The following is a 13,405-nucleotide window of genomic DNA, read 5'->3' as shown; positions in this document are numbered from 1 at the left end:
TACCTCCCTTGTTTGGGTTGTGTTATTGCGGCTCGGCCAGCAGGCTTTTGCCGGTCATTTCCGGCGGTTGGGGCAGGCCCAGAAGCTCCAGTACGGTGGGGGCAATGTCCGGCAGGCTGCCGTCCGGCCGCAGCCGGGCCTTTTGGTGGGCCTGGCTCACCAGGATGAAGGGCACCCGGTTGGTGGTGTGGGCGGTATAAGGCCCCCCCTGTTCGTCCTGCATTTTTTCTGCGTTGCCGTGGTCGGCGGTGATGATGACGATGCCTTGTTTGGCCAGTACCGCCGGTACTATTTGCCCCAGGCAGCGGTCTACGGTTTCAATGGCGGCTATGGCTGCCGCCAGGTCGCCCGTATGCCCCACCATGTCCGGGTTGGCAAAGTTGGTAATGATGACGTCATATTTTTCTTGTGCCAGGCTGTTTAAAAAGGCTTCGGTTATTTCCGGGGCGGCCATGGCCGGCTGCCGGTCGTAGGTGGCCACTTTGGGCGACGGTATCAGGATTCTTTCTTCGTTGGGGTTAGGCGCTTCCACGCCGCCGTTGAAGAAGAAGGTGACATGGGCGTATTTTTCGGTTTCGGCCAGCCGCAGTTGTTTCAGGCCCTGTTTGCTCAGCCATTCGCCCAGGGTGTTGACCGGTTGCTGGGGCGGAAAGGCCACCGGCGCCGCTATGGTTTTGTCGTACAGGGTCAGGCAGACAAAGTGCACCCGGGGCCGGCCCGCTCCCCGCTCAAAGCCGCTGAAGTCTTCGTCTGTCAGGGCCCGGGTGATTTGCCTGGCCCGGTCCGGCCGGAAGTTGATGAAGATGACCGCATCGCCTTCTTTGATTTGGGCCACCGGTTGTTTGTGGTCGTCTGTGATGACGGTGGGCTGCACAAATTCGTCTGTTTCTCCCCGTTCATAAGCTACGTCGATGGCTTCCACCGGCGAGTTGGCCCGCAGCCCTTCGGCATAAACCATGGCCCGGTAGGCCCGGGCGGTGCGTTCCCAGCGGTGATCCCGGTCCATGGCATAGTAGCGCCCGCTGACGGTGGCTACTTGTCCCACGCCCAGTTCTTTGGTTTTGGCCAGCAGGGCCCGCATGTAGTTCTTGGCGCTGGCAGGCGGCACATCCCGGCCGTCCAGAAAGGTGTGCAGGTAAACCCGCTCCAGCCCCTGCCGGGCTGCCAGCTGCAGGGTGGCAAAAAGGTGTTTGATATGGCTGTGCACCCCGCCGTCCGACAAAAGCCCCATGATGTGCAGGGCGCTCCCGTTGGCTTTGGCCTGTTGCACCGCTTGCACCAGCACCGGGTTGGCAAAAAACTCGCCCTCCTGAATGGCTTTGCTGATGCGGGTCAGTTCCTGGTAGACCACCCGTCCTGCCCCTATGTTCAGGTGCCCCACTTCTGAGTTGCCCATCTGACCCGGCGGCAGACCCACCGCCAGACCGGAGCACTCCAGGGTGGTAAAGGGGTACTGCGCCAGGTATTGTTTTATGTTGGGGGTGGCCGCCCGGGCAACGGCGTTGCCCGCAACCTCTTCACGCCAGCCAAAGCCATCCAAAATAATCAGGGTCAGCGGGCCCTTTTTCTTATCCATTGCAAAACCTCCTTGGTTGCTGCCAATTCAAGTTAAACGGCCTGAATAATACCCAGGAAATCTGCTGCCTTAAGGCTGGCGCCGCCCACCAGGGCGCCGTCGATATCCGGCTGGGCCAGCAGGCTGGCGGCATTAGCCGGCTTAACGCTGCCGCCGTACAGGATGCGCACCGCTGCGGCGGCCGCCTGGCCGTACTGCTCGGCAAGCAGAGCCCGGATATATTGATTAACCTGCTGGGCATCTTGCTCCGAAGCGGTTTGCCCGGTGCCGATGGCCCACACCGGCTCATAGGCAATCACCAGCCCCGCCACCTGTTCCGGGGTCAGGCCCGCCAGGGCCGCGGCAGTCTGGCTGCCCACCACCGTTTCTGTCAAGCCGCCCTGCCGCTGGGCCAGGGTTTCACCCACGCAAACCACGGGCAGCAGGCCGTGGGCCAAAGCCGCCTTCACCTTTTGGTTCACCTGCCCGTCGGTTTCGCCAAAGTATTGGCGCCGCTCGGAGTGGCCCAGGATGACGTACCGGCAGCCGCAGTCTTGCAGCATCAGGGGAGATATTTCACCGGTATACGCCCCCTGGTCGGCCCAGTGCATGTTTTGCGCCCCCAGGGCCAATTTGCTGCCCGCCAGGACTTCCGCCACCGCCGCCAGGGCGGTAAAGGGCGGGCAGATGACTACAGCGGCCCGGCAGTCAGTCAATTTTTCCTGCAACGCTTGAACAAACTGCCGAGCTTCATCCGTCGTTTTATGCATCTTCCAGTTGCCGGCAATAATCTTCTGCCGCATCACGCTACCCCCTTACGCAGGAGAAGTAAGAAGCAGTTTCTTCTCAGCAGACTGTGGACAAACATTTACTGTGGTTTATGATCCCCTTTGGCTCCGGTCTACGCACCGACAGCACTGTGATTCGCTCCGGTCGCCCTTGGGGTCGCCTCAAACGGGCCCTCCTGGCCCGGTTCGGCTGGCGCCCACGTCCTGTGGGCGCCACCCCAATGGCTCCTTCGCTCATCAAGTGCTGTGACCGGTGCTTCGACAAGTCGCCGGCAGGGGATCATAAAACCACTTTGACTTTCCTTTGTCCACAGTCTGAGCGAGAAGCTGTTTCTTCTCACTTCTTTCTGTTAACAAATCTCTGAAAAGGTTCTCTCTATTTATCCTGCAGCACAGCCACGCCGGGCAATTCTTTGCCCTCCAAAAACTCCAGGGAGGCGCCGCCGCCGGTGGAGATATGGCTGATCTTGTCCGCCACGCCCACCTTGTTAACCGCCGCCACCGAATCGCCGCCGCCGATCACCGTCAGGGCAGGGGAATCGGCCAGGGCCCGGGCCACCGCTTCGGTACCCTTGGCAAAGGGTTCCATTTCAAACACGCCCATGGGGCCGTTCCACACTACGGTGGCGGCCTGTTTAATCACCGCCGCAAACTGCGCCGCACTGGCCGGCCCGATGTCCAGAATCAGCCAGCCCGCCGGCACTTCGTGCACCGGCACCACCCGGTGGGCCGCCGTGGCTGCCAGGGCCTCCGCCACCACCACGTCGCCGGGCAGCAGCAGTGACACCCGGCGGGCCTTAGCCCGCTCCATCAGTTCCCTGGCCACCTCCACTTTATCTTCCTCCACCAGGGAGTTGCCGGTTGGGCAGCCCTGGGCCCGCAAAAAGGTGTTGGCCATGCCGCCGCCGATAATTAAGGTATCCACTTTATTTAACAGGTTTTCTATAACGCCGATTTTATCCGATACTTTGGCGCCGCCAATAACAGCCACAAAGGGCCGGGCCGGGTTGCTGACCGCTTGGCCCAGGTTCAGCAGTTCTTGTTCCATCAGCAAACCTGCCACCGCCGGCAGGTAGGCGGCCACGCCGGCCGTGGAGGCATGGGCCCGGTGGGCCGCCCCAAAGGCATCGTTGACGAAAATATCCGCCGGCTCTGCCAGCTGCCTGGCGTAGTCGGCATCGTTTTTGGTTTCTCCGGGCCGGAAGCGAACGTTTTCCAGCAGCAGCACATCCCCGTCTTGCAGGGCGGCCACCGCCTGTTTCACTGCTTCACCCACCGAGTCGTCAACCTTGTTTACCGGCCGCCCCAGCAGTTCGGACAGCCGCCGGGCCACCGGGGTTAAGCGGTATTTTTCCACCACTTCGCCCTTGGGGCGGCCCAGGTGAGAGGCCAGGATGACTCTGGCCCCCTGCCCGATGAGGTATTGGATGGTGGGCAGCGCCTTGCGGATGCGGGTATCATCGGTAATGGCCTGACCCGCCAGGGGTACGTTGAAGTCCACCCGCACCAGCACCCGCTTGCCTTTCACTTCAATGTCTTTAACAGTTTTTTTGCGCACGTTTTACAGCCCCTTTTCAGCCACCAGCAGCGCTAAGTCAAGCACCCGGTTGGAATAGCCCCATTCATTGTCATACCAGGCCACCACTTTGGCCATGTTGCCTTCCATAACCATGGTGGACAGGCCGTCGACAACAGATGAGTGGGGGTTGCCGTTGAAGTCTTTAGACACCAGCGGCAGCGGGTTGAAATCCAGGATGCCTTTCAGCTCGCCCTCGGCGGCCGCCTTTAAGGTGGCGTTAATTTCCTCGGCATCGGTTGATTTTTGCAGTTCCACCACCAGGTCCACCACCGATACGTTGGGGGTGGGCACCCGCATGGCAAAACCGTTCAGCTTGCCCTTTAATTCAGGCAGCACCAGGGCCACTGCCTTGGCCGCGCCGGTGGTGGTAGGAATGATCGACATGCCTGCCGCCCGGGCCCGGCGCAAGTCTTTATGGGGTAAATCCAAAATGCGTTGGTCGTTGGTATAGGAGTGTACGGTGGTCATCAAGCCTTTAACAATGCCGAATTTATCATGCAGCACTTTAGCCACCGGCGCCAGGCAGTTGGTGGTGCAGGAAGCATTGGAAATGATGTGGTGCCGGGCCGGGTCGTAGGTGTGGTGGTTGACGCCCATAACAAAGGTGCCGTCCACTTCTTTGCCGGGAGCCGAAATAATAACTTTTTTGGCGCCGGCCTGCAGGTGCTTGGCAGCGTCCGGTCCCTTGGTGAAGCGGCCGGTGGATTCAATAACAATGTCCACGCCCAGTTCACGCCAGGGCAGCTTAGCCGGGTCAGTTTCAGCACATACTTTTATTTCCGTGCCGTCCACCACCAGAGTATCTTCGGTGCAAGCTACCTCGGCAGCCAATTGGCCGTGCACCGAATCGTACTTCAGCAGGTGGGCCAGGGTTTGCGGGTCAGTCAGGTCATTGATGGCCACAACGGCAAGGGGTGCCCCTTGACCAAGCAGGTTTCTTTGCCACATGGCTCGCAAAACATTGCGGCCAATTCGCCCAAAACCGTTAATAGCAATTTTTACTGTCATAATTCATCCCTCCGTTATTTTTTAACTAACCAGGGTCTAAGCCCTAACATTGCTTGTAATTTTCCCCGGAGCCAGGCTTAAAACAACCGGCCGGGCTTAAGGCTGTGCCAGCAGCACCTTAATCCCCAGGTTTTCCAGCTCCCGGCGGGTTTCCGCCGGCAGGCCGGTATCGGTAACTACTGTATGTATCTTATCCCAGCGGGCAAAAGTATGGTAATAGACATGATTAAACTTACCGCTGTGAGCCACCAGGATAACCTCTCTGGCAGCATCCAGCATGGCTTGTTTAATCTCTGACTCCAGCATATTATTGGTGGATAACCCCCGCTCCAAGCTGACCCCGGTTGCCGCCAGAAACAGCTTATCGGCATTGAAGCCCGCAAAGCCGGCCCGGGCCAGCGGCCCTACCAGGGCGTTGGTAGTGCCCCGCACCTCGCCTCCGGCCACCAGCACAGTGATATCTTCCCTGCGGTTGGCCAGTTCAGAGGCAACGGGCAGGCAATTGGTGATAACCACACAGGATTTGTGAATAAACTGTGCTACGGCCAGCGTGGTTGTCCCGGCATCAAGAATAACGGTATCACCCTCTGCCACCAGGTCTGCTGCCAGGCGGCCAATGGCGGTTTTTTCCCGCTCAGCCTCTCCTAAACGGGAAATAAAACTGGCCAGGCCGGTTGTCGGCGGGTAAAGCGCCCGTCCGTGTTCGCGCTGCACCAGGCCCAGTGCGGCAAGAGCCTTTAAGTCCCGCCGAATGGTCATTTCGGATACTTCAAAATGCTGGGCCAATTCGGCCACCGTCAAATGGCCGCGTTCCTGCAGTAATAAACGAATCTTCTCCTGGCGCTCACCAATCATGCCGTTGCCTCCTGTTGAACCATGTGTGCTATAAAATGGCTACCGAACCCTGGTAAACAGCCCCCGAGAGAGCATCCACCGTTATGGTCTCGCCCTCTGAAATTTTTGTCAGGGCCTCGGCCGCTCCCACCACTGCCGGGATGCCAAAATGCAGGGCTGCAATGGCAGCGGGGGAGGTTAAACCGCCTTCTTCCACCACCAGCGCTCCGGCCCTGGCCGCCAGCGGCATAAAATCAGCATCGAGCGAGGCGGCCACTAAAATATCTCCCTTGTTAAAGGTTGCCGGGTCCGCTGAAGTAATCAAGCGGGCGGTGCCGGCATAGGACTGGCGGCCAATGCCCGCCCCCCTGGTTAAGATGTTGCCCACCACTTGTATCTTAATCATGTTGGTGGTGCCTGTTTGACCGGCCGGTACACCGGCGGTAATTACCACCAGATCGCCGGTTTGCACCAGCCGGTGCTGCAAGGCAGTGGTTACCGCCACCGCCATCACCTGATCTGTGCCGTCGCCGGCCGGAACCAGCAGCGGCTGTACCCCCCACTGCAAGGCCAACCGCCGGGCCGTGGCTGCAAAGGGTGTAGCAGCCACAATGGGACAGCGGGGTCGCTGCTTGGAAATCATGCGGGCAGTCAACCCGGAATGAGTAGGGGTTAAAATGGCCGCTGCCTGAAGATCTTCGGCGATGGTACAGCCGGCATGGCTGATTGCTTCTGTCACATTAATATGGGGACTTCTTTCCCGGCTCTGGTTGGCTAGTATAGTTTCTGTCCGTCGGGCAATTTTATCCATCATCATTACCGCTTCCACCGGGTATTTGCCGGCCGCGGTTTCGCCGGACAGCATGATGGCGTCCGCCCCGTCTAAAATGGCGTTGGCCACGTCACTGGCTTCCGCCCGGGTGGGGCGAGGCTGGCGAATCATTGAATCTAACATTTGGGTGGCCACAATTACCGGTTTGCCTAACAAGTTGCACTTTTTAATCATTTCCTTTTGCGCAATGGGTACTTCTTCTGCCGGAATTTCCACGCCCAAATCCCCCCGGGCCACCATCAGCCCGTCCGCCACTTGCAAGATGGCATCCAGGTTGGCCAAGCCTTCCCGGTTTTCAATTTTAGCAATAATTTGCACATCGGCTCCCGCTTCTTCTACAATACGTCGTACCGCCAGAACATCCGCCGCTTTGCGGACAAAGGAGGCAGCAATAAAATCAATACCCTGCGCCAGCCCAAAGCGGATGTCTGCTTCGTCTTTGGCGGTAACTGCCGGCAGTTGGATGGAAGCGCCGGGTACATTGACGCCCTTCTGAGATTTTAAAAGCCCGCCGCTAAGCACCACAGTGGTAATGCGTTCCGGCGCCACAGCGGTAACTTCCAGTTCCATTTGCCCGTCATCAATCAAGATACGGGTGCCCGGCTCCACTTCCCGCCATAACTCTGCATAGGTAATGCTGACCCGCTCAGGTGAGCCGGGCGCCGGGTCGCTGTCCAGCACAAAAGTAGCGCCGCTGTTCAGGTAAACCCCCTGTTCAGGAACCATACCGGTACGAATTTCCGGCCCTTTGGTATCAAGAATAATGGCCAGATGCTTGCCCATCCGGGCAGCCTCTTGCCGCAGCACGGCGATGCGCCTGCCGTGCTCCTGGTGGGTGCCATGGGAAAAGTTCAGCCTTGCTACATCCATGCCCGCCGCCAGCAGCCGCTTTACCTGCTCGCTGTTTTCGCTGGCCGGGCCAATGGTGCATACAATTTTGGTTTTTCTCATCCGCCGTGTCCTCCCCGCGGTTAATTACTTACCACTGGCATGTTTAAATAAACTTATAATTGTTTATATGAACAATATATTCTGTGCAAATAATCACATTCCTGCTGTAATATTTGTTTTTATAAACATTTTTTTAAAAATTAACTTAATTCGGGGGTTAACCAGGCCCCCGGCACACAGGCCTCGGCCAGCACCTGCAGGGGGTGGTAGACCATTGCACCGGTCAAATGGCGGATTTGCAATTGACACATGCCGCACTCAGTAATAACCTGCTCAACCCCCGATTCCTGCACGGCACGCTTAACATTGTCGCCAATAGCCTGGCTGACGGGGTATTTTTCTTTTTTAAAGCCATAGGTACCTGACAGGCCGCAGCAGCCTGCATCCAGATCCACCACCTGCAAACCGGGAATTAATTGCAGGAGGGCCTGGGACGGCACGCCGCAGCCGGCTGCTTTTAAGTGGCAGGGCTGATGATAACCAAAGCGCAGGGGCAGTTCTTGAAAAGATACAGCCAGCTCCCCTTGCTGCTTTAACTGACTTAAAAAGACAAAGGCGTCCGTTAATTTTTCTTGCAGGGGGCGGCTGTCTAACTGAAAAAGTTCACTGTATTCCTGGCCCAGAGTAAGATAGCAGCTGGGGCAGGTGGTAATTACCTGATAACCCCGGTCAACATATTCCAGCAGCCTGGCCAGGTTTTTTGCTGCTTTCGCCCTGGCTTCAGCAAGCAAGCCGTTAGCTGTCAGGGGCAAGCCGCAGCAGTCAAAATCAGCCACTTCCAGCCGGATATTGTTGTGGGCCAGAACCGCCGCCAGGGCCAATCCCACCCGGGGATTATTGTAATTGACATAGCAGCCCGGGTAGTACAAGACTTTTCTCGAGCTGCCACGAACATGAACAGGCTTATATAATTGCCGAAAGGTTTTGCCGGCATAGCGGGGCATGGTCATCCGGCTGCTGATGCCCAGGGTTTTTTCTGCCAGCAGGCGGAACGGCTGCCAGCCGGTTAGCCGGTTGACCAGCCAGGGAGCCAGCCGGGCCGCCCTGCCCATGCGGTCTACCCCGGCCAGCAGCTTATCCCGCAGGGGAGCACCGTGCAGGGACACATAGGCTCCCTTGGCCCGGCAATTCATGGCTGATATGGCCACGCCCGAAGGACAAACCACATCACAGTTTTTACAATTGGTGCAATAGCCAATGGACGGATGCACCGCCGCCGGGTCCTCTAGCCGGAATCGCTCCAGATCCGGCCCGTTTTGCTTGGGGCCGGCAAATTTATCTGTTACCCGGGCCACCGGGCAATGAGACACACAGATCGAGCATTTTATACAGTTATCCAGCGCATAACGGTTTTCACTCACCTAAAACACCTCCCCGGCCAGCTTGCCGGCCTTGTATCCTGAAGCCACCGCCACTCCGTTGCCGCACTTTTCGACAGAGTGGTTGCTGCCGGCCAGGTTGGCGCCGGTAACCAGCACATTTTCCAGAATCACCCGGCCCGCGTCGTCCACCGGTTGCAAATTATCATTCACGTTGATGCCCATTTGATTAAACAGGTGACCCTCCAGTGACAGGAAATCCCTGGCCGACCATTTACCTGACCGGCCGGCCACCGGCAGGCGAAAAATGCTTTCCCAAGCCTGCCCCGGTTCAGCCCAAAGCCCGCCGCCGAGAAACGATCCGGTAGCCAGCACTACGGTCTTGGCAGCTATGTTGATGGTTTTACCGGCACCGCCGGCCAATACCTCGCTGCAGCGCTTGCCCGTCAGCCGGGCCCCGCTCACCGTACAGCCCAGCAGCACTTCCACACCTCGCTGCTTCAGGTGATGCAGCAGCATTTGCTGCAGCCTTTGGCCGGGCAAAGCCGGCGGAATGTTGGTTACTTCATAAGCCCGGTGTCCCAGTAATTGGCTTAAACGTTGAAGCACCCGGGTATCCCAGCGTTCCCCGCAAACGGGCGGCAGCAGCAAAACGGCTTCCGGCTGCAAACCGGGTTTGATTTGCGCCGCCACATCGGCCAGCCGCGCCGGGTCTTCTAAACGGTGCGCCAGCGTGCCGGGGCTGAGTTCGCCGCCGCCGGCGCTAACCATGGCAGTGTTGACCCGGCAGTTTGTTTTTAACAGGCCGGACTTGCTTATATTAGCCGCCAATACATGGGGGTAAAAATCTTTCAGTTCCTCAAAACCCACCACCAGAATGTGGTCAGCCTGCTGCAAATTGTCGGCAGCCATGCCGGCGGGCGCCAGATAAGTGGGCCGCCAGGTGCCTAGGGCAGTAGGCAGCAACCGGTTGCCTGCCGGAGGGGCCAAGTACTGGTTTCCGTTCTTTTGGCAAAGCTGTTGAAAAAAAAGCAGGCTTTCCTTTAGTACATCCTGCAACCTGGCATAGGGATGCTGCGGTCTGACTGCACATAACCGGGCTATGTCCTGCCAGGGATCCTGGCTTACCCGGTACGGGTCATCCAGGCTATAGCCCCAGAGATCAATGCAGCCGGAGGACAGCCCCAGCGCTCCCATACCTTTGGCCGCCAGCGTTACTTTTTTACCGTCTTCCACCGCTTTGGCAGCGGCCATTAATCCGGACAAGCCGGCTCCAATAACTAAGACATCTGCATACTTGTTCATTACCTCATTCTCTCCATTGCCAATAATGTGCAATAAATGCCGGTGGAAAGCTGGGCTTCCCGCAGTTGCTGGCCCCATAGCACCGGCCGCATGCCTCGCCAGCGTTTTTGCAGAAACTTATTTAAGTATTCCCGGTGATCGCCGGCAAACCGGGGATAAGCACTTAATACACCCAGGGCCCGGTAACCGCAAAAGGTGCCCTGGCAGGTGCCCATGCCCATGCGGGTCTTGCGGCGGATGTCGCCCAGGGTAAAGCTGTCACCGCTGTGGGCCGCCAGTTCAATTTCTGCCAGGCTGACCACTTCGCACTCGCAAAGAATTTTGCCTTTATCAGGCTGTTTTTCCACCGCTTCCACCAGCCGGGCAAAATTATCTCCCAATCTGTCAGCTGCTTTTTTCGCCCCCGGAACACCAAAAACTTTTTTGCCCCGTTCCAGCAATTCCGGCGGCACCGGCGCGGTCAGGGGTTCCCGGGCTGTCCGGCAGGGAGCCTGAACGCCCAGCTGGCCGGCCACCAGATCAACGGTTTTTTCCGCCATCAGGCGGAAGGTGGTAAATTTGCCGCCCACAATGCTGACCATACCGGTTAAGCCGTCCCGCTGCCGGTGATCCAGCAGGGCAAAGTTGCGAGTTACCGACCGGCCGCCGGCAGCACCGTTTTCCTGGTACAGCGGCCTGACGCCGGCAAAGGCCCTGATCAACCGGTAGTCAGCCAATTCCGGCATCATTTCCTGGCCAATTTTAATAAGCTCCAGCACTTCCTGGTAACCCGGTTTTGTGCAACCGGGATCATCTACCGTGGCGGAAGTGGTCCCCAGGATCGTAATGGTGCCATGGGGTACAAAAATATCCCCGTCCCCCGGCGGCCGCAGGCGGTTTACCACCATATTGGTCAGTCGATGATTGTAGGCCACCAGGGTACCCTTATCCTTAATAACCGGTACCGTCAGGCCGGCCATGGCGGCAACCTCGCCGCCCCAGGGACCCGCAGCGTTAATTACCATTTCGCATTCAACATTTGTGGTTTGACCGTTAAGTTGGTTAACCAGGGTTACCCCGGTAACCCTGCCGTTTTTTTGATGAATAGCCGTTACCCGGTGATAGGTTAAAACCCTGGCACCATCCCGCCGGGCGGCATGAACATTGCTCCAGAGAATGCGAAAACCGTCCACTGCACAGTCCGGCACACGAAAAGCCCTGCAAATTTCCCGGGATAAAACCGGATTTTGCCTGACCAGTTCCTTTACGTCCACTTCCTGGCAGTCAATACCCGCCTGCGCGCAGGCGGCAATCCACCGTTCTGTGTACTGCGGGTCATCCTCCGGCAGCTGGACAAACAAACCACCTGTTTCTTCTACACAATTTGGCGCAATACGGCGCAAAATCATATTTTCTTCGATACATTCCCTGGCCGCCTCTTGATCCTTAACGGCATAACGGGCACCGCTGTGCAACAACCCGTGAAAGCGGGAACTGGTACCGTGGGCTAAATCCCCCTGTTCCACCAGCAGCGCCGGTATCCCCCTCTGGGCTAAGTCCCGCAGGATACCTGTACCGGTGGCACCGCCGCCAATTACTACGACCCGCACATGTTCTGTCGCCATCTTCAATCCCCCTTGACACAACAAATAAATGGCAAAAAAGCCACACAATACAGGCGGGGTTCCTGTTATTGTGTGGCTTTCTCCATCTCTCAAGCCGCTATCAAATTAGTCTTCAACAGCCCAATCCATACTGCGTTTAACCGCCCGCTGCCAACCGTTGTAAAGTTTATTTCTGGCAACCTCATCCATCCGGCACTCAAAGCGGCGATCCAGCTGCCAGCGGTCGGCCAGCTCTTCCTTGCTTTGCCAGAAGCCCACTGCCAACCCGGCCAGGTAGGCCGCACCCATGGCGGTGGTTTCAATTACTTTTGGCCGTTCCACCGGCACACCAAGAATATCAGCCTGGAACTGCATGAGCAGGTTGTTGGCTACCGCACCGCCGTCTACTTTCAGGGCCTGCAGCTTAATATTGGAATCCGCCTCCATGGCCCCCAGCACATCTTTGGTTTGGTAAGCCAGGGAATCCAGGGCCGCCCGAATAATATGCTCTTTGGTGGTGCCCCGGGTCAGGCCCACAATGGCACCTCTGGCCCGCATATCCCAGTAAGGTGCGCCCAGCCCGGCAAAGGCCGGCACCAGGTAAACGCCGTCGGTATCAGGCACTTTGCTGGCAAAGTATTCGGAGTCCGGCGCTGCTTCCAGTATCTTCAAGCCATCCCGCAGCCATTGGATAGCTGCCCCGGCAATGAAGATACTGCCCTCCAGGGCATATTCCACCTTGCCGTCCAGGCCCCAGGCGATGGTGGTCAACAGGCCGTTTTGGGAATCATACAGTTGGTCGCCGGTATTCATGAGCATAAAGCAACCGGTACCGTAGGTGTTTTTAGCCACGCCCGGTTGATAGCAAGCCTGGCCAAACAGCGCTGCCTGTTGGTCCCCGGCCACCCCGGCAATGGGCACCGCATGACCCAGGAAGTTTTTCGGATCGGTTTCGCCGTACACCTCACTGGAAGGCCGCACTTCCGGCAACATGCCGGCCGGTACGCCCAGTTCCCGCAGCAGTTCTTCATCCCAGCGCAGTTCCCTAATATTATACATCAGGGTACGGGAAGCGTTGGAATAATCGGTTACATGCACCTTGCCCCCGGTCAGATTCCAGATCAACCAGGTATCCATGGTGCCAAAGAGCAGTTGCCCTTGTTCGGCCTTTTGCCGGGCACCTGCCACGTTGTCTAAAATCCACTTAACTTTGGTGCCGGAGAAGTAAGCATCTACCACCAGGCCGGTTTTGCTGCGGAAAACCGGTTCCAACCCTTTAGCCTTCAACTCGTCGCAGATACCGGCGGTGCGGCGGCACTGCCAGACGATGGCGTTATACACCGGTTTGCCGGTGGTTTTATCCCAAACCACCGTGGTTTCCCGCTGGTTGGTAATGCCGATGGCGGCAATTTCCGCCGGGTTAATACCGGTTTTGGCAATAACTTCGGCAATCACACCGTACTGGGTGCTCCAAATTTCTTCTGCATCATGTTCCACCCAGCCGGCTTTCGGATAAATTTGTGTAAATTCCTTCTGGGCCACCCCTTTAATATTGCTGTCACGGTCGAACAAAATGGCACGGCAGCTGGTGGTTCCCTGGTCCAGGGCTAAGACATATTTCTTTTCCATCATGCAACCTCCCTGTTAATTG

General features: G+C 57.7%; 11 protein-coding genes. 1 reads left to right on the top strand and 10 read right to left on the bottom strand.

What is annotated here, in order from left to right; translation table 11 throughout:
* Nucleotides 1-22 precede the first annotated feature (22 nt).
* The gene (gene gpmI, locus DESHY_RS09190; RefSeq protein ID WP_008412183.1) at nt 23-1,576 is read right to left on the bottom strand and encodes a 2,3-bisphosphoglycerate-independent phosphoglycerate mutase; all 1,554 of its coding nucleotides are present in this window, start codon (nt 1,574-1,576) and stop codon (nt 23-25) included.
* A gap of 32 nt (nt 1,577-1,608) precedes the next feature.
* Nucleotides 1,609-2,358, bottom strand: coding sequence for a triose-phosphate isomerase (gene tpiA, locus DESHY_RS09185; protein WP_008412182.1), 750 nt, complete (start codon nt 2,356-2,358; stop codon nt 1,609-1,611).
* Nucleotides 2,359-2,411: 53 nt separating this feature from the next.
* Here tpiA and DESHY_RS14155 point away from each other — a divergent pair, with 53 nt between their 5' ends.
* Nucleotides 2,412-2,708: a hypothetical protein gene (locus DESHY_RS14155; protein ID WP_162470944.1), complete on the top strand. Its 297-nt coding sequence runs from the start codon at nt 2,412-2,414 to the stop codon at nt 2,706-2,708.
* An 11-nt stretch (nt 2,709-2,719) separates the two neighbouring features.
* Here the strand turns inward: DESHY_RS14155 and DESHY_RS09180 are convergent, their stop codons facing one another.
* From DESHY_RS09180 to glpK, 8 genes are all read right to left on the bottom strand, one after another.
* Nucleotides 2,720-3,901: a phosphoglycerate kinase gene (locus DESHY_RS09180; RefSeq protein ID WP_008412180.1), complete on the bottom strand. Its 1,182-nt coding sequence runs from the start codon at nt 3,899-3,901 to the stop codon at nt 2,720-2,722.
* A 3-nt stretch (nt 3,902-3,904) separates the two neighbouring features.
* Nucleotides 3,905-4,930, bottom strand: coding sequence for a type I glyceraldehyde-3-phosphate dehydrogenase (gap, locus tag DESHY_RS09175; protein ID WP_008412178.1), 1,026 nt, complete (start codon nt 4,928-4,930; stop codon nt 3,905-3,907).
* A gap of 96 nt (nt 4,931-5,026) precedes the next feature.
* Nucleotides 5,027-5,785, bottom strand: coding sequence for a DeoR/GlpR family DNA-binding transcription regulator (locus tag DESHY_RS09170; RefSeq protein WP_008412177.1), 759 nt, complete (start codon nt 5,783-5,785; stop codon nt 5,027-5,029).
* Between the two features lie 28 nt (nt 5,786-5,813).
* Nucleotides 5,814-7,547 carry a pyruvate kinase gene (gene pyk, locus DESHY_RS09165; protein WP_008412176.1) on the bottom strand — a complete coding sequence of 578 codons (1,734 nt, stop codon included), beginning with the start codon at nt 7,545-7,547 and terminating at the stop codon, nt 5,814-5,816.
* A 140-nt stretch (nt 7,548-7,687) separates the two neighbouring features.
* Complete coding sequence (locus DESHY_RS09160) at nt 7,688-8,908, bottom strand: anaerobic glycerol-3-phosphate dehydrogenase subunit C (RefSeq protein ID WP_008412175.1); 1,221 nt, start codon at nt 8,906-8,908, stop codon at nt 7,688-7,690.
* Entirely contained in the window at nt 8,909-10,171 is a 1,263-nt protein-coding gene (glpB, locus tag DESHY_RS09155) for an anaerobic glycerol-3-phosphate dehydrogenase subunit GlpB (protein WP_008412173.1), read from the bottom strand.
* Nucleotides 10,171-11,775: an anaerobic glycerol-3-phosphate dehydrogenase subunit GlpA gene (glpA, locus tag DESHY_RS09150; protein ID WP_008412171.1), complete on the bottom strand. Its 1,605-nt coding sequence runs from the start codon at nt 11,773-11,775 to the stop codon at nt 10,171-10,173. The genes glpB and glpA overlap by 1 nt, the downstream gene beginning before the upstream one ends.
* A 105-nt stretch (nt 11,776-11,880) precedes the next feature.
* Nucleotides 11,881-13,383, bottom strand: coding sequence for a glycerol kinase GlpK (gene glpK / locus DESHY_RS09145; protein ID WP_008412170.1), 1,503 nt, complete (start codon nt 13,381-13,383; stop codon nt 11,881-11,883).
* Between the last annotated feature and the right edge of the window lie 22 nt (nt 13,384-13,405).

The sequence above is a fragment of the Desulforamulus hydrothermalis Lam5 = DSM 18033 genome (assembly GCF_000315365.1).
GTDB classification, from domain to species: Bacteria; Bacillota; Desulfotomaculia; order Desulfotomaculales; family Desulfotomaculaceae; genus Desulfotomaculum; species Desulfotomaculum hydrothermale.
The sequence above is the reverse complement of the archived record's forward strand: the minus strand, read 5'-3'. Positions and strand labels throughout refer to the sequence as shown.